This window comes from Arcticibacterium sp., assembly GCF_055134445.1.
Genome location: NZ_JBSRVI010000027.1, coordinates 54,970 through 72,830, shown reverse-complemented (window position 1 = coordinate 72,830; position 17,861 = coordinate 54,970). Strand labels below are relative to the sequence as shown.

Annotated in this window: 15 protein-coding genes; all 15 read right to left on the bottom strand. The window is 33.8% G+C overall.

The genetic code is table 11. The annotated features are described in order from the left end of the window. Positions 1-505: 505 nt before the first annotated feature. The 15 genes from rfbD to ACTBZY_RS03595 all read right to left on the bottom strand — a co-directional run bounded on the left by rfbD (position 506) and on the right by ACTBZY_RS03595 (position 17,837). Positions 506-1,366: a dTDP-4-dehydrorhamnose reductase gene (gene rfbD / locus ACTBZY_RS03665; protein WP_463044977.1), complete on the bottom strand. Its 861-nt coding sequence runs from the start codon at positions 1,364-1,366 to the stop codon at positions 506-508. Continuing rightward, on the bottom strand, positions 1,366-2,229 hold the full coding sequence (rfbA, locus tag ACTBZY_RS03660) for a glucose-1-phosphate thymidylyltransferase RfbA (RefSeq protein ID WP_463044976.1): 864 nt from the start codon (positions 2,227-2,229) through the stop codon (positions 1,366-1,368). The genes rfbD and rfbA overlap by 1 nt, the downstream gene beginning before the upstream one ends. A gap of 24 nt (positions 2,230-2,253) precedes the next feature. Next, complete coding sequence (gene rfbB / locus ACTBZY_RS03655) at positions 2,254-3,309, bottom strand: dTDP-glucose 4,6-dehydratase (RefSeq protein ID WP_463044975.1); 1,056 nt, start codon at positions 3,307-3,309, stop codon at positions 2,254-2,256. Positions 3,310-3,317: 8 nt separating this feature from the next. After that, the gene (gene rfbC, locus ACTBZY_RS03650; RefSeq protein WP_463044974.1) at positions 3,318-3,857 is read right to left on the bottom strand and encodes a dTDP-4-dehydrorhamnose 3,5-epimerase; all 540 of its coding nucleotides are present in this window, start codon (positions 3,855-3,857) and stop codon (positions 3,318-3,320) included. A gap of 904 nt (positions 3,858-4,761) precedes the next feature. Continuing rightward, complete coding sequence (locus ACTBZY_RS03645; protein WP_463044973.1) at positions 4,762-5,532, bottom strand: WecB/TagA/CpsF family glycosyltransferase; 771 nt, start codon at positions 5,530-5,532, stop codon at positions 4,762-4,764. A gap of 7 nt (positions 5,533-5,539) precedes the next feature. Continuing rightward, positions 5,540-6,529 (bottom strand): NAD-dependent epimerase/dehydratase family protein, encoded by a 990-nt coding sequence (locus tag ACTBZY_RS03640; RefSeq protein WP_463044972.1) that lies wholly within the window; start codon positions 6,527-6,529, stop codon positions 5,540-5,542. Continuing rightward, the gene (locus tag ACTBZY_RS03635) at positions 6,526-7,275 is read right to left on the bottom strand and encodes a glycosyltransferase (RefSeq protein WP_463044971.1); all 750 of its coding nucleotides are present in this window, start codon (positions 7,273-7,275) and stop codon (positions 6,526-6,528) included. The genes ACTBZY_RS03640 and ACTBZY_RS03635 overlap by 4 nt, the downstream gene beginning before the upstream one ends. A 395-nt stretch (positions 7,276-7,670) precedes the next feature. Beyond that, positions 7,671-8,702 carry a glycosyltransferase family protein gene (locus ACTBZY_RS03630; RefSeq protein WP_463044970.1) on the bottom strand — a complete coding sequence of 344 codons (1,032 nt, stop codon included), beginning with the start codon at positions 8,700-8,702 and terminating at the stop codon, positions 7,671-7,673. 71 nt (positions 8,703-8,773) lie between these two features. Beyond that, positions 8,774-9,703, bottom strand: a complete 930-nt coding sequence (locus ACTBZY_RS03625; RefSeq protein WP_463044969.1) for a glycosyltransferase family 2 protein — start codon at positions 9,701-9,703, stop codon at positions 8,774-8,776. A gap of 1 nt (position 9,704) precedes the next feature. Then, a complete protein-coding gene (locus tag ACTBZY_RS03620) occupies positions 9,705-10,457 on the bottom strand; it encodes a hypothetical protein (RefSeq protein WP_463044968.1) in 753 nt (250 codons plus the stop codon). Between the two features lie 449 nt (positions 10,458-10,906). Next, on the bottom strand, positions 10,907-12,355 hold the full coding sequence (locus ACTBZY_RS03615) for a lipopolysaccharide biosynthesis protein (protein WP_463044989.1): 1,449 nt from the start codon (positions 12,353-12,355) through the stop codon (positions 10,907-10,909). Between the two features lie 50 nt (positions 12,356-12,405). Further along, positions 12,406-13,059: an acyltransferase gene (locus ACTBZY_RS03610; RefSeq protein WP_463044967.1), complete on the bottom strand. Its 654-nt coding sequence runs from the start codon at positions 13,057-13,059 to the stop codon at positions 12,406-12,408. Between the two features lie 11 nt (positions 13,060-13,070). After that, positions 13,071-14,165: a Coenzyme F420 hydrogenase/dehydrogenase, beta subunit C-terminal domain gene (locus tag ACTBZY_RS03605; protein ID WP_463044966.1), complete on the bottom strand. Its 1,095-nt coding sequence runs from the start codon at positions 14,163-14,165 to the stop codon at positions 13,071-13,073. A 73-nt stretch (positions 14,166-14,238) separates the two neighbouring features. Next, positions 14,239-15,441 carry a polysaccharide pyruvyl transferase family protein gene (locus ACTBZY_RS03600; RefSeq protein ID WP_463044965.1) on the bottom strand — a complete coding sequence of 401 codons (1,203 nt, stop codon included), beginning with the start codon at positions 15,439-15,441 and terminating at the stop codon, positions 14,239-14,241. Next, positions 15,438-17,837 carry a GumC family protein gene (locus ACTBZY_RS03595; protein ID WP_463044964.1) on the bottom strand — a complete coding sequence of 800 codons (2,400 nt, stop codon included), beginning with the start codon at positions 17,835-17,837 and terminating at the stop codon, positions 15,438-15,440. Before ACTBZY_RS03595 ends, ACTBZY_RS03600 begins: the two co-directional genes overlap by 4 nt. Positions 17,838-17,861 lie beyond the last annotated feature (24 nt).

Here is a 17,861-nt window from a genome sequence, read left to right as displayed (position 1 = left end):
AAAATGAGTATTTTATACTAAAATATCGAATATTTAAACTTGGAATAATCACATTTCAAATGTGATATTTCTCTAAACTCGATAGCATGCTTTTTTTAATTTAAGCCATAAGAACCCAAGCAGGATGCCCAGTATTGATTCAAGAAGAGCGTAAAATATATCTGCCCAGTCAAAAGTTCTAAACAGTTTGAAAATTTGATCAACTTCTACTGCGACAGCCAGTAATAAACATAAAACCAAAGTTTTAAGAATTTCTTTTTCCCAAAATGCTTTTGGCTGGAGAGCTCTCAAAAAATCAATTCTTAGAAATGTTATGCTGCTTCTCACAATATGATTCGGTATCTGCCCTTTAAGAAAATCATTTGGAAAGGAGAGGGGAGTCGGATAAAATGGGATACGGTATACAATTGAAATGCAATTCCCGTCACGAGCCCTCTACTGATGATTTGATTACGAACATTAATCAAGCGTGTTTTTTCAAAAGGTTACAGAGAGTGTCAAAGAGTCATTGCATTTCAAGGGCACTTAGACAACGCTTCAAACTATCTCTCCAATAGGGAACCTCAACTTCTGGGTAAACTTCCTTTATTTTTGATTTATCCATAGCACTAAAGGCGGGTCTTTGAGCTTTTGTTGGGTACTGGTCTGTTCTTAAAGGTTTTACATTAGTATTTATGCCGGCTATTTCAAATATGGCTTTCGAAAAATCATACCATGATATGGCACCTTCATTACTATAATGGTATATACCATACTTTGTTTCAGAAGATTTAATTATATCTAGCACACATTTAGCTAAATCTATGGCATAAGTCGGACTTCCTATTTGGTCAGCTATTACGCCTAGTTCTGTTCTAGATGTGCCTAGTTTGAGCATGGTTTTGACAAAGTTGTTCTCAAACTCTGAATATAGCCAACTTGTACGGAGAATAAAGTATTCTTCCATGGTATTGACAATGCTTTCTTCTCCCTCTAGTTTTGTTAAACCATATACACTCACAGGAACAGTTGGGTCTGTTTCATTCAATAGTTTAGGAGAATTTCCTTTAAAGATAAAATCGGTAGAAATATGAATAAGTTTAACTCCAAATTCTTTACAAACCTTGGCTATGTTGAGAGCCCCGTCTTTATTTATCTTTCGGGCTATTTCTTCTTGCTCCTCAGCTTTGTCCACTGCCGTATATGCCGCACAGTTAATTACCCAAGAAATGTTTCTTTGCTTTACTAAATCTCTTAACAGTGCTGTATTCAGAATGTCTCCTTCCACTTCGTCTAAAAAATGGATATCCAATAGCCCCTGTTCTGCAGCATTTTTTTGTAAACATTGGCCTAATTGGCCTTTACCGCCTAAAACTAAAATGCTCATCAGTTTTTTAATATGTTATTTAAATATTCACCATATCCAGATTTAACCAAGGGCTCAGCAATGGCTTTTAGCTGCTCTTTAGAAATGTAACCCATTCTATAAGCCACTTCTTCTATACAGCCGATTTTCAAACCCTGTCTTTCTTCAATGACTTGAACAAATTGACCTGCCTGCATTAGTGAATTAAAAGTACCTGTATCTAACCAAGCGGTGCCTCTATCCATCACCCCAACTTTTAGCTTTCCTTTTTTAAGATATACTTTATTGATATCCGTTATTTCTAGTTCCCCTCTTGGAGATGGCTCTATATTCTTGGCTATTTCTACTACGCTGTTGTCATAGAAATACAAACCTGGTACGGCATAATTACTTTTAGGCTTATTTGGCTTTTCTTCTATAGAGATGGCTTTTAGTGTGTCATCAAATTCCACAACGCCATATCTTTCTGGGTCGTGTACAGGGTAGGCAAATACAATTCCTCCAGATGGGTCTGCACATGATTGTAATAGTTTACTTAGGCCTGAGCCGTAGAAGATATTATCACCTAATACCAATGCCACACTGTCCTTACCAATAAATTCTTCGCCTATAATAAATGCTTGAGCTAAACCATCAGGACTTGGCTGCTCTGCGTAACTAAGCTTACAGCCTATCTGAGAACCATCTCCTAATAGTTTTTCAAAATGAGGAAGATCGTGCGGAGTAGATATGATCAAAACCTCCTTAATCCCAGAAAGCATCAAGATAGACAAAGGATAATAAATCATGGGTTTGTCATAAACCGGCATTAACTGTTTACTTACAGCCAATGTTAAAGGGTGTAAACGTGTTCCTGAACCTCCTGCTAATATTATTCCTTTCATAATTTTAATTTGTTAAGAGTGAATTTAGTTATACATTTTTTCATAATACTTCTGATAATCTCCAGAAGTGATATTAGATATCCACTCCCAGTTATTCAGGTACCAATCTACTGTTTTGTCTAAACCCTCTTCAAAAGTAACGGAAGGTTCCCAACCCAGTGTATTCATTAGCTTGGTCGCATCTATAGCATATCTTAAATCATGACCAGCTCTATCTGTAACATATGTAATCAATGATCTAGAACTACCCACTTCCTGACCTAATTTCTTATCCATGGTGTCGCAAAGTAGATGTACCAAATCTATATTGGTCCATTCGTTATTTCCACCAATGTTGAATGTTTCGCCTACTGCTCCATTATGATAAATTATATCAATGGCTCTGGCATGGTCCAAAACATATAGCCAATCCCTCACGTTTTCTCCCTTACCATATACAGGTAATGGCTTCTTATTCTTGATGTTGTTTATTATCAGTGGAATAAGTTTCTCTGGGAAATGATTTGGGCCGTAATTATTAGAACAATTTGAAATAACTACGGGTAAACCGTAAGTACTGTGATAGGCTCTTACAAAATGATCAGAGCTCGCTTTAGAAGCCGAATATGGAGACCTTGGGTCATAGCTCGTATCTTCCAAAAAGAAGGTTTCAGGATCATGTAATTCGCCGTAAACTTCGTCTGTAGAAACATGATAAAACCTTTTACCTTCAAAATTGTCTTTCCAGCTATTTTTGGCCGCATTAAGAAGATTAACTGTACCAATAACGTTGGTCATCACAAAAGCCATGGGATCCGTAATAGATCTATCTACATGAGACTCTGCCGCTAAATGAATAACGCCATCAAAATTATACTTATTAAAAAAGCTATCAATAAACGCTGCATCAACAATATCTCCTTTCTCAAAAGTATAATTTGGGGCATCTTTAAGGTCTTTTAGATTTTCTAGATTACCTGCGTAGGTTAGCTTGTCAAGATTAACTATTTGGTAATCTGAGTATTTTTCTACAAAAAGCCGCACCACATGGCTTCCAATGAAACCTGCTCCGCCGGTTATTAAAATAGTTTTATTTTTCATGGTAAAAATTAGAAGTATTTGGTGTTTTTATCAAATTTTGGAAGAATTAGATCTTTTTCTGATACAATGGTAGCTATATCAGGCCATTGAATATTTAAGATCGGGTCATTCCATATAATGCCCCCTTCTGAGGCTTTATTATAGGCAGCGGTGCATTTATAAGAGAATATGGTATCATCTTCTAGCGTTATAAATCCATGGGCAAAGCCTTCGGGAATATAGACCATTTTGTTTTCCAAACCATCTAGTTCAAAAAACTCATGCTGACCAAAAGTGCTAGAATTTTGTCTTAAGTCTACCGCTACATCCAATACTTTGCCCTGAATTACTCTCACCAGTTTGCCTTGTGCAAATTCTCCAGTTTGGAAATGAAGACCTCTCAAAACCCCTTTCTTTGAACATGACTGATTGTCTTGTACAAAATTTGGAGCCTTTGTTCCCACATTTATGAATAGTTGAGGGTTATAGGATTCAAAAAAATATCCCCTCTCATCTTCAAATTTACGTGGCTGAAATATATGAACATCATTGAGTTTACTTTCTGTCATTTTATTTTAGTTTTCCTTTTGAAAATATTTCTTCTAAATGGTTTAGATACTGTTGGTTTATAATTTCCCAGTCGTATTTCAGGGCTATTTTTTTACTATTTCCTACTAAAAGTAGAATGCCAAAGCTATTTTCATTTTGACTTTCTACTATTTCTGATTTTTGTGAACTTAAAGTGCCTTAATTATAAGCTTCTTATCTCAGCATTAATTATTTTTTTACGAATCGAATGCTGAACTAATAACTATGATTTAGAAAAAATCTTCAAATTGTTAGTACTCATACCTTAAACAATGGCTTGTAAATCATATTTGTGTTCCTAAACTAGTTTAATTTTAGGTTTGCTAGGGTCGCCTATTATTAACACTACCTCTGTAGGTTTAAAATATTTTGGGATTACTTTTACGATAACAATACTTTCCGGCAGGTTATAATAGGATACAACTATCGACGCTTCATTGACACCTTTACCCTCAAAGGTTCAAGATATACTGCACCCCAAAGGCCATTTTCAGAGAAGCTTACAGCTCTCCATACTCAGGCATTTCGAACCCACTTTTACATTCTGCATGGCCCTTGGCTGGCAGATGTCATTTGAATGATGTGAATGATATTGGTAGAATCCAACAAGTAAGGGTAGTGTAATTTAAAGTTGATATCTTGCTAATGCAGATCTTGATACAAAGTGATCTATAGGAGCATTATTGATAAGTGAGCTTCGGCGATTGATGCAATGTACCTAATATCCTTTACTAATAGGAGTTCAGCTAAATAGAACCCATTTAGACCATTAATGCCTGTAGTTAAGTACGGTTTTCATTTAAATGGAAAATTTTGAATAAAATACTGTTCTCTTAGTATTTAGGCAAAAAAAATGTAACCTAAAACAACATGAAAAAGTAATAACTACTTAAGTATTTCGGAGAATATCTTTCGCTTATACTTTGAGTCAAAAGTTAGTTTCAGTTTTTCTTTTATAATAATATGTATAAAATGTGTATTAGTAATAAAATACCTTTTGAACAATCGTCGTGGTTCCTGAAATAGGCGAAACAACCACTCCAAACTATACTTTTGCATCCAGAAAGGAGCACGTTTTTGTAAGCCAGCGAAAACAGGCAGGGCAGCACCAATACCTACCATAGTGGTATTAAGCCTTCCGCTCATGGAAGCCATCCATTTCTCTTGTTTAGGACAGCCCAAAGCAACAAAAAGTAATTGAACACCTGCTTTATGAATAGCTTTAATATATTCCCCTTGTTCTTCTTCTGTCAAACTTCTAAAGGGGGGGGATATCGTTAAGGGGGCTTGGAGTTTTGGATAAAGCTGTTTACACTTATTATGGACCACTTCTAAACCTTCTATTGTATATCCATAAAAACCCACTTTCAAATTATTCTCCTCTGCTTTTTCCAATAGGGCAGGTAATAAATCCATACCTGAAACTCGTTCTTGTTCAATTCCATACAGCCATTTCAACGCCATGCAAAGTGGTTTACCGTCGGGGGTAACTATGTCGGACTGATTTACTAATTTGAAAAATGTAGGGTCTCTGATGGCTTCAATAAACATGTGAACATTGGCAGCCAATACGATACCGGTTTTTCTATTTAGAATACATTCAACTTGAGACTTAAATGAGCCAGCTGAAATGGGAAAGTTTAATAGTCTATTCAAAAAAGTATTATTTAATAATTGGGTATTCTTTTCCAAAAGTCTCATAGATCCATTCTATAGTTTCTTTTATATTTTTATCTAGATTGTTTTCATGTATTCCGAATAATTCTATGGTTTTTTTTGTTGGTGCAGGGTAATCTTCTAGCATATTACTGAGCCTTTCAGTATATATGGGAAATTTGAGTCCCATCCATTTTAAAACATCTCCGCCTAGGGCTAAAACTTTAAAAAGACTTAATGGGAATACTCGAATTCGCTTAACCCCGAAGCCAACTGCTATACTTTTTAGCCATACAAATGAATCTATCGGCGAATCGCCCAAATAGAAGCACTTTTTATCAACTACCGCATCATCTGCTTCCATTATGCCGACAATTTGATGGGTAATGTTTTTTACGTAGCCATAAGTACGAATTACAGGATTATTTGTTGGATGAAAGTATCTTCCTAAAGCAAGAAGTCTCCAAAGTTCTTTAGGATATCTGTAATGCCATGGCCCCCATATATTACATGGTCTAATTATAGTCCAACAACAAGAAAGGTTAGACTCTCTTGTGAATTTCTCTGTTAGGACTTTACTTTCACCATATACTGTGTGAGGCTTAAATTCTTGTTCGTCATCAGGAAGAGGCTCACTTAATGATTTATAAACATATTGGGTTGAGGTTATTATAACTCTGCTGATTTCTTTTGAGTTTTTAATAACATCTAAAAGATTTTTAGTCCCAAAATGATTCTCATTATAATCTTCCAGATTTGAACTTAATGTATCGGTTCTGGCCGCTAAATGAATTACTGTTTCGGGCTTATATTTATCGAATGCTTTTTTTAACCCTTTGGTATCCATGAGGTTTCCTTTTACCCAGAATTCTTTTTGTTTATCCGAGAAAGGTTCTTTTTTATCGAAATTAATAATATCATGGTACCCTCTCTTTTGTAAAGTTTCAATTAGATTAGTACCAATAAATCCAGACCCTCCTGTTATTAAAATTTTCATTTGTTATCTATTATTGAATTTACAAAGGTCCGAACCGAGGTCACATAAGCCTCCTCTGAAAATTTATGTTTTGCTCCTGAAATTGCTTTATCAATAATTTGTTTTTTTAGGTAGGGGTCGGACTCCAACCTAGATAAAGTTCTTTCTAATTCATTAAAATCTTTAATAAAGAAACCGGTCTTTCCGTCTTCAATAATTTCTAAACTTCCTCCATTTGGAATAGCTAAAACAATCTTGCCTGCTAACATTGATTCTACAGTAACTCTTCCAAAACCTTCGTTTCCTGATAGCATTAAAAAATAATCGAATTCTTTGAATATTTTTTCTGGGTCTTTTAAAAAACCATGTAAGATCACGTTATTGGATAGGGAATTCTCCTCGATTAGATCAGTGATCTCTTTCTTGTATTGGCCGTAACCCTCTCCAAAAATATGTAAGGTTGCAGGTAATCCAAGATCTCGTAGTTTAGCAAGATATTTTACTGCTAAAGTGTGACCTTTTGATTTTTGAAGAACTCCGATTGTAGCAATATGAATTCCATCTTTGTTACATTTATAATTATGGAGGTCAGAGTTGAAAGTTATTCCATTATAAATGACCTCTGAAATATTTTTTTTGTCTGTAAAACCTTGGTTTACGTAATTATTAACAGCCTTTGAGACATAAATTACGCCATCACTATTATTTATATATTTCCTTTTTACTTTATCTCCAAAGATGAAGAATGAACCATGATCTAGTGACATGAATTCTCGAATATGCGAAATATGTCTGCATTTGATTATCCTAGAGATGATAATGCCTAAATTCTCTGCACTGGTATTAGAATAAATCAAATCTGGTTTGAATGACCAACATCGGTAAATCAAAAGAGGTAAGATGAGAATATCGTAAAGGATTAGAAATGGCAATGCCAAATGTGTGAATCTGAGTTTGAAATATAAGAATGAAGAAAAAAAGTAAAAGTGACAAACTGGAATACCAAGGCTCTTTAAATGTTTCTGAAAATCTCCTTTTCCAGGAGTGAAAACGAGAATTTCATAATCCTTTTGATTTTGAAAGTCTTTGAGAACACTTAGAAGAGACTTATTGGCACCATACATTAAATTATAATTCGTAACAAAAACTACTCTCTTAGGCATCAAATTGATATTTTATTAAGTTCGGTAATTATAAAATCTACAAAAGCATCCCACGAGTTTTCTTTTATAAACTTCTTCTGAATGCTTGTTTGAACACCTGAATGTATGTGTTTGTGACTAGTGTAAATTTCTAGTATTTCATCAAATGAATCATATGTTTGAACTAAACCATTTTTTCTAAGATCTAAGAAATTACCAAGTGATGGACCAATTATAAAGCTAGCCCCCTCTTCTATAGTTTTTATAAGAGCTCCCGAACTATAGACGGAGCCGTCTGAATGTGTAAAAAGAACACAATTTGAATTAGAGATATTCTGTTTCAACTCTTCGGGAGTTAAAAAGCTATTAACAATTTCGATGTTATTGGAATTGAACTTTTTTAGTTGGTTGAAGTATTCATCACTTTGACATTTGCCTACAATACGAAGCTTTAGTGAGTTAGCAAGTATACTTTTTTCCCAAAAAGATAGAAATAACTCTACTCCTTTATACTTATGTAGATTTCCCCAAATAAGAATGTCTACATCTGGCTTTTTAAATTCCTTTTTTGGGTATATATATTCTTCGAAAGGATGATTGAAAAATTTGATTTTGTTTTTTAAATAGGAAAAGTCTTGTAAAGCTGAATTGGAATGTACTAAAATAAGAGATGATAATCTCTCTAGTTTCTTTCTTATCTGAATCATACTAGAAAGGTGTTTATCGGAATGCGATACCTTATTATGTAAAATCCACACTACTTTTACTTTCCTCAATGCTAATAATGGAAGGATAAGGCGTAATAGTAAATATTGTATATCTCCAAATTTTCTATATTTAATATCTTCAATCCAATTCAGAAAGAGAATGTCGACTTTGAAAAAATATAAAAAAAAATCTAGTACACCATAAGAATTTGTATGGCCGTCAATACAATTTATGCCATGCTTAGTTAAAGCTAGCTTTAAGTTATTGGTATATGGATTATTATCAATAAATCCATTCGCGGCACTATCTGGATAGACAAATGCTGTTATCTTTTTTGTTCCCATTCTAATAAAGTAGTGAAGAGTTTTTTTGTTTCAAATAACTAGATTAGCGATGTATTAATGAAAGCTATCTTCTAATTTGTGCCAAAGGATTTAATGAAAGAGATAAAGATTATTTTGTAGCTAAGCCCTTTGGGTTTATAAAAAATCCAGTAATACAAATTATTAAGCCTTCTTTTTTTCATTGATTTTGTTAATGTGTAAACCAATTTATTCTTTAAAAACTTACTTATATTTTTTGTTAGTAGTCTATGGAATTCTATCTCTATTACATTAGATGGCTTATTCTTTTTCAAGAATGATACGAGCCAATCTATATATTGGAAGTCGGACTCGATTTTTAGAGAATTATTACCAGTAGAGGTTATTGAATACGAATTACTTCTGTAGTTAAAAAGAGGCTTGTTTGTATGAGTAATTCCTTCGCCAATTGCCGCAATATATGCTGTTATATCATCAGATCCCCATGCAAGAGGAAGTGAGTAGAAACCGTTATTTTGTATAAGAGTTTTTCTTTGAAAAATAAAATCAGATATATATTGACTTCTTTTTTGGTTTAGCCTGTGCCATATGTTTTCAAAAACGGATTCATGTTCCGGCCATGATTCTGTAAAGCTGATAAGTTTACTTTTCTCATCAATTATTTTACTACGACAATGAAATACTTTACAATTCGGATTTAGATTTATTAATTTATCGAATTCTTCGAGATAGTTTTTTTCCAACACATCGTCGTCTCCCATAATCATCACATAATCACCTTTTGAAATGTTTAGTAATTTGTTCCAATTTGTGACTAAATTGTGAGCACCTTGATTTGTTTCATTTTCCAAATATGTAATGCGGGAATCAGGAAAGTTAGAAACTACTTGTTTCAAGGGGTGAGGAGAATAGTCATTGAGAATAATTAATTCAAATTCTTTAAATGTTTGGTCAAGAATACTCTGGATGGAATATTCTAGGAACTGTATTTTGTATGCAGGAAGTAAGATAGAAAATCTCAAATTAGTTTTTTTTTAAATGGTACTCCCAATCATAAAGGTATAAGGCTATACAGTAAAAGGGAATGGCAGATGATTCCATAAAATAGTCGGAGGTAATTAATAAGCTTATATTGATAATAAAGAATACTCTTAGATAAGCACCGCTAGTAAGTAAATTACTAAATACAACCTTGAATTGAATCAGAAGAGCTATTATAACGTATATAATGCCAAATTTACTAAAAGAACCAACAATACCGATGTCGCTTTGATAGAGCCCCATGGATTTAAGCCCATTAATAAAACGTCCATAATTGGTAGAATCATGAGCTAAACCGTTTCCAAAAAAGTAAGTAAAAAGCCCCCCTGAATTGAATTTTTCTGTGAAGTATTTAAAGGAAATGTATCTTACATTATCTTTTGATAATTGGTCTATTGTGGAGTCAATATAACTATTGAAGAGCAAATCGGAGTAATATATTATTCCACTGAGGAGAAGCAGCCCGAAAAAGGTTCCAATTATTATAAATCGGAAATGCCTCATATAAAATGGAAGTATTAAGGCTCCGATTAGGGTTCCAAATAAAAATTGACGGGTAACGTAAAAGTACATTCCAGTAAGAAAAAGTCCTGCATAAAAGAATTTTCTCCATTCTTGTTTCGCTATTAATGAAGAAACAGTAAAAAAGAATGCCAGCATGGCGAAATGATGTCTGTAAGTCATCAAACGATAAATTCCATAACGAATTTCCACTGCTGAGTTAATTGCATCCATTCGCGTGTAAAACCAAATTCTTGGATAAGTTAATTGTTGTATAACAAGAAGGAATGTCCAAACTACTCCAATCCAAAAGATGATTTTTTGTAAAGATTGGGCTTTTATTTTAATTTGATGAAGGCGGAAATAGAAAAGCCAAAGTAAAACAAACCTGCTAGTTTGTATAGTTAAAGATATTGGCTGTTTATGAATTATAAGAGCGGGAATTGAACTGAATAATACAACCAGAATAAGAAAAAATACGTATTTTTTGAAATTTGCATTTTTCAGGTTTATTCGATTTATAAACATCTGAGAAAGGAGGTAAACTATTAAAACTATTTCAAATAGTTTATAAATCTCCGTTGGAATAGGTCTAAATGACCAAAAGTTAATACTAAGTAAAACTATTAGGGTTACTTCAAGTATTTTTTTATTTTCTTTCACTTTTAATACGGAAAAAGGATTTATGCTCTTTTCACAAATTGTCGAATATCTGAAAATCTAAGTATTCGGCTTAAAAATAGAAGTAAAAGAAATAATGTAGTCCATAAAATAGATTTCTGTAAAATATCTAAAATTAATTGCAGCTTCAAGAGTTCAATAGATTTGACTAAAAAGAAGGATAAAGCACCCATCAAAAGTGGTTTGAAGAAAGATAGGAAGATGGAAATACTTTTTAAATGAAGAACTCTAGTATTGAAGAACAAATAATAGAACAGCATTTGGATGATAATATAAACGGCATACCCAATCACGGCTGAGCCAGCACCAAGGGATTTTGAGAGTATAATATTTACAAGAATGGATAAAACACTGGCAAGTGCTGTACTTATAACAAGTGCTTTAGTTTTTCCTGATGATAATACTAGACTTGCAACTGGTGTGTTATGTAAATAGAGGAGAATAGTCAGAACCCAAATACTTAAATAATTATCCAAGTAGATATAATTAGTCCCAACATATAAGGTTAGTATGCTTTTTGAGTTTAATATAATTGGGAAACACAATATGCAGCTAATAATGGAGGTGTAAAGAGTTCCTTCTATTGCGAATTTATTTAGTTCATCCTTATTGTTTTTAAGTAATAACTGCGAAGTTTTCGGAAGAAAAATGGGTAGTAATAATCCTCCAATAGAAGTAATGAAAAGCGTAATAGTCTCCATTATTCTGTAGTCGGCCACATTTTTTGTGCTCATAGAGGGTTCCGAGAAAATCCCCAAGATGATAGGTCGAAATTTAGAGGCAGTGAAGGAAAATATACCAATTGCCAATATCGCTAGGCCATACCGCATTATTGGCCAAAAATATTCGAAATTTAAAGAGGGAAGAACCGAGGAGATTAACTTGTTTTTATATGTTATTAGAATAAGAGGTAGAAGTACTAATGCATTAAGAAATGAGAAGATGAAAAAGTATGTACCAATAGATAGTTTTAGAATGGGAACTAAGAGTACCAAAACCAATTGAAGTATATTTTTGATTAAATCAGTAATGTGTAGTAGATAGATTTTTTCATAAGCAGTAATAACCTGGCGAAAGACTGATGAAACCCAGTTAAAGATTGTGAAAAATGAAATAACATATATTAGTGTTTTGAATATTTCCTTTTGTTCAAGCTCCAAGTTGAATATTGAATCAGAGAAGTAAGCAACTATAATAAGAAGGATGGTATTTATAATACCGATTCCGAAATAAAATGATATGCTAGATCTTGCTACAGAATTAATTTTTACTAAATCTTTTTTTTGTAGCCATTCCGAAAAGAATTTTATGGCTCCGATGTTGATACCGAGATCTAATAGTGCCATGTATGCATTAATAGCTAAGCCCATACTAATAAGGCCAAAATTACCTTCGCCAAATTGTAATATTAACAATGGAACTGTAAAGAATTGAATTAATGCATTCAACACTTTACTCAATGCCCCAACTCCAAAGGATTTAATGTAGTAAATCAAAATAATTATTTTTTCCAGTAATCAAATTTCTTAATCTCTTTTAAAGGATTACCGCTATAAATAGAATTAGAGTTTTTTATTGATTTATGTACACAACTATTCGAGCCAATAACTGTCATTTTTGGAATAGAAACGCCCTTTAATATTGTAACATTGGTACCTATCCAAACGTTATTTCCAATAGTAATATCTGACGAGAAATTACTTTTTTTTGCTTCTATGAAAATATCATGAAAGTCATTGTTCATAATCAGAGTTTCCCATGAAATTAAACAATCTTCTCCAATCTTTATGTTAGAATTACCAGATGAAATAATCATAGATTTACCAGAGAATACTGTACCGTCGGAAACATTTAATTCGCTTTTTGGACCTATACTTAAGCCTATTCCTCTACCCATCGTTACTTTTCCGTTTATTCTTAGAACACCTGATAAGTTTAGCACGCTGCTAATTTTTTTCGAATGTCCCCCTACTATTTGTTTTCCGATTATCAGTCTGCTTTCCTCTTTTTTGTCAATGATAATTTCTCCATTACTATTTTGAATTTCTAAAGGACCATAAACTATGATATGGAACTGGAATTTTGCCCAACCCTTAACAAGAAGTAGGTTGCAGATTATAGTTTTCAGGATATTTATTCCTCGAATATTATTCACCTTCTTTTTTTTTAAAACCTTTTCAAAGAACCTGCAAACTCTTTCAAATTAGCGATTGGTGAGTTTTTAATAGCTAAAGCAAAGCTACCAAATCCAATATGTCTTAGGAAAATACCTTTTTTAATCATAAAGGCTAAACTTCTCCAAAAACTTACTTTTCTTCTATTGTATTGGTAAGGTTGAATTTTCTTAAGATTTTCTAACGGTATCGTTGAGGATTCTATTTTATTTTGGGATTCTAATTTTTTGAAAAATGTATCCGCTTTTTTATTTCTAGTGATTACTAAGCTTAAACCTTTTTTTTCCGAAAATGAAGGGTATCCATCTTCAGTTTCCCAGGCATCCCCTATAGAAATATCGGCTTGTATGCCAATGCCATCAGGACATATTTTACATCTCGGATGTAAGTGCCTATTCAGTACTTTTCCCCAAGAATTATTATAGGTCTCGGTAAATCTTTTTCCAGAATTATCTTTAAATGAAAAATAGCCAGGCCATCCTTCTCCGCGGTACTTTAAAGAGTTAATAGGTTCTTTAGCTCCAAGTTTCTTTACCATCTCGCTGGTACCTCTAAATGAGGGCATGCCGGCACAAAAGATGGAGATTTTAAGGAAAAACCGATCATTAAACTCTTTGTAAGTATTCAGGAAGTTTTCTAACGCTGAAATATCACATGGTTTTCCAATGAAACAGTATATATCACTACTACTCTCTAAAATTTCAATTAGTTTGTCAAAAATCAAAGAAGGAGCATATCTTGAGCCTGCGGCATTCAAAACATCTTGTCTAGTTTTACTTATAGTTATTTTATTCTTAGTATAGTCTGAAGTGTCTGAGGCAACTTGCATAATGCCGTCTACACTTTTACTTTTCAGCAGTTCAATTGCCATACCGCTAATTATTCCTCCTGAGGATGCTAAATCTCTAACTTCTTCATTGGTATAAAATGCAGAATAAATACCCTCGTAATTACCCCAGAGTTTACTTTTAAGGGGTGTTGTGTTTTCCAAGCGTAATCCCGGACAAATTTTATTAATTGTTTGAATGGTTTCTGATTCTATTTTTTTAAGAGTTTTGGGTCTAAAAAAACCATCTTTTAATTCCATTGAAATAGAATCTGGGGGGGCTAATGTTTTACACATTCCACAACCCAAGCATAGATCTGAAGTGACTATTCTATCAAGATTTACCATTTTCCAAAATTGTTCTCTTTAAAATATCTTTAATCTCTAGGAGTCTCGGTGTGATTTCTGTTTCATGGATAGATTCAATCTCTTTTTTTAATTGAATTCTGTTATTAAAACCATCTATGATAGTTTTAATATTATAATCAAGTTCGTAGTTGACACAATCAGCCATATGTTTATATCCTAATGATTCGTTGAATAGACCATTGAATTTCCTACTATATGCCAATGGTACAACGGGTACTTTCGTTCCAAAAGCAGCTATACAGGCATGCATTCTACCACCTATAAAAAAATCCATTCCGCTTATAAAACTTTTAGCCTCAATAGGGGAATTAAATCTTGGTGCAACTTTAACATTAGGAAATATTTCCTGAACATTCAGGGATGTTTCGTAGTCATCCTCTATTGGTTGATTTTCAGGTATAACGTGAGGAACTAAATAAATTTCGACGTCTTGAATGGAGCTAAAGAATTCAATAGACTTGATGATTAATTCCTTAAAGTCTGTTTTGAGATTAAATTGATTGTTTCTGAGATAACCTCCATTCCAAAGTAAACCAGATACATTTATTCCAACTTTAATTTTTTTGTTATCCTTTTCTGTTCTCTCAAATGGCATATAAAATGCCATATCTACAGTTTCTGAAATCAAATCCGAAGGGAGGTAGTCTTTGCAGTATTCAAAGCTTTTTTTATCTCTAGCCATTACCGAGCTTAATAGTTGCATTGTCTTGAAAGCTTCGGTTTTTACTTTTTTGTCATAGAAAGGTCCTATTGTTTGAGGCAGTAAAACCTGAGAGATATTTTTCTTAAGAAAATGTTTTTTTGAATTTAGGATGCGATTAAAGCGGTCTTCCCCATAAATATCTGAAAAGCTATCTCCCTCTCCAACATCAAAAACCATTTCAAAATTTGATAATTCATTTAAGCGATATCTTTTCTGCAAAAAAATCATTTTTACAGATGCTTTCCAGTTTCCAAGATCCAGCCCGATTATATTATCGAATTGATATATTTTTTTATTAATCTCAAGTGTATCTGAACTCATCTTAGAGCTTCCAAAAAAGGTGATTTCTGGTTTTATTTGAAGTTCTTCAAAAACATCAGTTAGAAGAGTAAGTGCACTATATGCTAGAGCACCAACACCTAAGTTTTTATTATAAGGGTTAGCCCAAGTAATTGCAATTTTCATTTTAGATAGTTAGTCTTTATTTTTAGCCATTTTCTAGTAATATAATCTCCGCTACTTTTTGTTTCTCCATAATATCCGCCGTACCCATACCCGTATCCGTAGCCATAATCTGCAGAATTCTTGTAGTTAACGGCATTGAAAATAATATTAAGAGACTTGAAAACATTTTTTGCCTTAATGGTTTTGATATGTTGTAAATAAGCTTTTGGTGTACTTTCATGTCGAACCAGATAAAAGCAGGCATCCGCCAAAGGTGCCATTAACTCAGCGTCAGTTACAAGCGTGGTAGGAGGAGTATCTATAAGAATAAAGTCAAAGGAAGGCTTTAGAATGGCTATCAATTCATCCAATTTCCCGTTGGCTATGAGCTCGGAAGGATTCGGAGGTATAGGACCTGACGGTATAATATATACGTTCTTTATCATGGTTGCCTGTATGAGTTCAGCCTCCTTCGCTTTACCAATCAAGTAAGTGGATATGCCTTTATGGTTTAATACATCCAAATATTCGTTTATCTTAGGTTTTCTTAAATCCAATCCAAGGATAATGACCTTCTTGTCTAACAAACCTAAGGATGCAGCCACATTGGTAGTGATAAAGCTTTTTCCTTCGCCACCAGTTGATGAAGTAATGAGCACAGTCTTGCATTCATTATCTTTTTCACCAGCAAAGAGGTATTGCATGTTGGAACGTATCATTCTGACTTGTTCAGAGATAAAGGAACGACTGTTCACATCTAATACTTCTCCCTCTTCATCTTTAGATTTTCGGCCTACTTCACCAAAAACGCTTAGACCTGTTTTATCTTCAATTTCCTTTTTAGATTGAACGGTATTGGTTAGGAGGTCTTTAATGTTAATTATACCAGCAGGGACTATTAGTCCAAGTAAAAGTCCTAAAAGAGCCACTATTTTCTTTTTAGGTTTGATGGGTTCATTAGAAGTGTAGGGGAAATCTACCACTCTACTATCTGTCACCGTACTGGCATAGGAAAGGGCTGTCTCTTCACGTTTCTTTAGGAGTAACAAGTATAGATTTTCTTTGATACTGGCCTGTCTTTTGATTTCTACATACTCTCTTTCTTTTCTAGGAATGGTGCTTATAGCTCCTTCCAGTCTTGCATTTAGAGCTTGCAAGCTATTTTGGGTCACTTGTAGCCCAGACTTTTGGTTTCTGAGATTTTCCTTGATGGCCTGTTTGATATTCGTCATTTGGGTATTGACCGTTTCCAAGAAGGGGTTGGAAGCCGTAGTACTTCTGGCGAGCTTCTCTCGTTCCATTTCCAAATTGGACAATTGGGAGATATATGAAGTTAATACCGGATCGCTCACCATCAAGGTAGATGGAGAGATGTTTCCGATTTGGTTGGAAGAAAGATATCTTTCCACACCTTCCATCACCTTCAGCTGTATATTAACTTCATTCAGCTTGGTATCATTATCTTTTACTTTTTCCAAGAAAAGATTGGCCTCTGTACTTAAATCTGTGATGCCCGCAGAGCGTCGATATTGTTCCACATCCTGTTCCACATCCCCAAGCTCAGAGGTGATGAGTTTTAGTCTATCCTCTATAAAGTTGAGGGTACTCGTGGCTTCTCTGTTTTTATCTTCTAAAGAAGCAAAGGCGTATTCATCTAAAAGTTTACGCATAATGTCCTTTCCTTTTTGGGGTAAGGCATTTTCTGAGCTCAGTTTAATCACCGTACTTTTCTGGTTAATGAGTTCGGTACCCAGGCCAGCTATCATATTAGATACCAGTGCATCTCTATTGGAAAAGTTTACTTTGATAAGTTCATTATTGAAATTATATGTTTTGGAAGAGTTTTTTGTAGTATCCGCCTGAAATACTCTTATGGAGCCATAAGGGCTGTCTACCCTATCAGAATACAGGAACTCCCCCATTAAAGCCTTGCTTTCATCCAATAGGGCATATCTAGAACTATCTAATATTTTGATGTATAAGGGATTCTTAAAGGCATACCCTGTGAGTTCCGTCGCATTAATTTTAATAGGAGAGCTCTTGTAGAGCTCTACATCTCTTACACTACCTTCATTCCAATAACTAACGGTAAGATTCAAGTCGTCTATTACTTTTTCTATCAGTGCACGGGAGCGTAAAACTTCAATTTCGTTTTCTACGAGTTTACTTCCTCCCATAATATCGAGTTCTGACATCATTTCCATGCCCGAAGACATTCCTTTTTCTTCATCCTTAACCAAAAGAGTAGCGGATACTTCATAAATGGGGGTACTGTATCTGAGATACAGAAAAGCCGCTGTAAGACAAATAAAGGTAGATATGGCAAACCAATACCAGTAGCGTAAATATTTAAAGACAAAAGATCTCAAATCAAAATCGTCTTCTTGGTCTTGCCAGATGTTTTGGTCCGTATTCATTAGCTGTAAGGGGTTTTTATTAAT

Coding starts and splice junctions, on each gene's coding strand:
- rfbD (WP_463044977.1), bottom strand. CDS start 1,366: ATGAGCATTTTAGTTTTAGGCGGTAAAGGCCAATTAGGCCAATGTTTA.
- rfbA (WP_463044976.1), bottom strand. CDS start 2,229: ATGAAAGGAATAATATTAGCAGGAGGTTCAGGAACACGTTTACACCCT.
- rfbB (WP_463044975.1), bottom strand. CDS start 3,309: ATGAAAAATAAAACTATTTTAATAACCGGCGGAGCAGGTTTCATTGGA.
- rfbC (WP_463044974.1), bottom strand. CDS start 3,857: ATGACAGAAAGTAAACTCAATGATGTTCATATATTTCAGCCACGTAAA.
- ACTBZY_RS03640 (WP_463044972.1), bottom strand. CDS start 6,529: ATGAAAATTTTAATAACAGGAGGGTCTGGATTTATTGGTACTAATCTA.
- ACTBZY_RS03635 (WP_463044971.1), bottom strand. CDS start 7,275: ATGTCACTAGATCATGGTTCATTCTTCATCTTTGGAGATAAAGTAAAA.
- ACTBZY_RS03630 (WP_463044970.1), bottom strand. CDS start 8,702: ATGGGAACAAAAAAGATAACAGCATTTGTCTATCCAGATAGTGCCGCG.
- ACTBZY_RS03620 (WP_463044968.1), bottom strand. CDS start 10,457: ATGGATGCAATTAACTCAGCAGTGGAAATTCGTTATGGAATTTATCGT.
- ACTBZY_RS03605 (WP_463044966.1), bottom strand. CDS start 14,165: ATGGAATTAAAAGATGGTTTTTTTAGACCCAAAACTCTTAAAAAAATA.
- ACTBZY_RS03600 (WP_463044965.1), bottom strand. CDS start 15,441: ATGAAAATTGCAATTACTTGGGCTAACCCTTATAATAAAAACTTAGGT.
- ACTBZY_RS03595 (WP_463044964.1), bottom strand. CDS start 17,837: ATGAATACGGACCAAAACATCTGGCAAGACCAAGAAGACGATTTTGAT.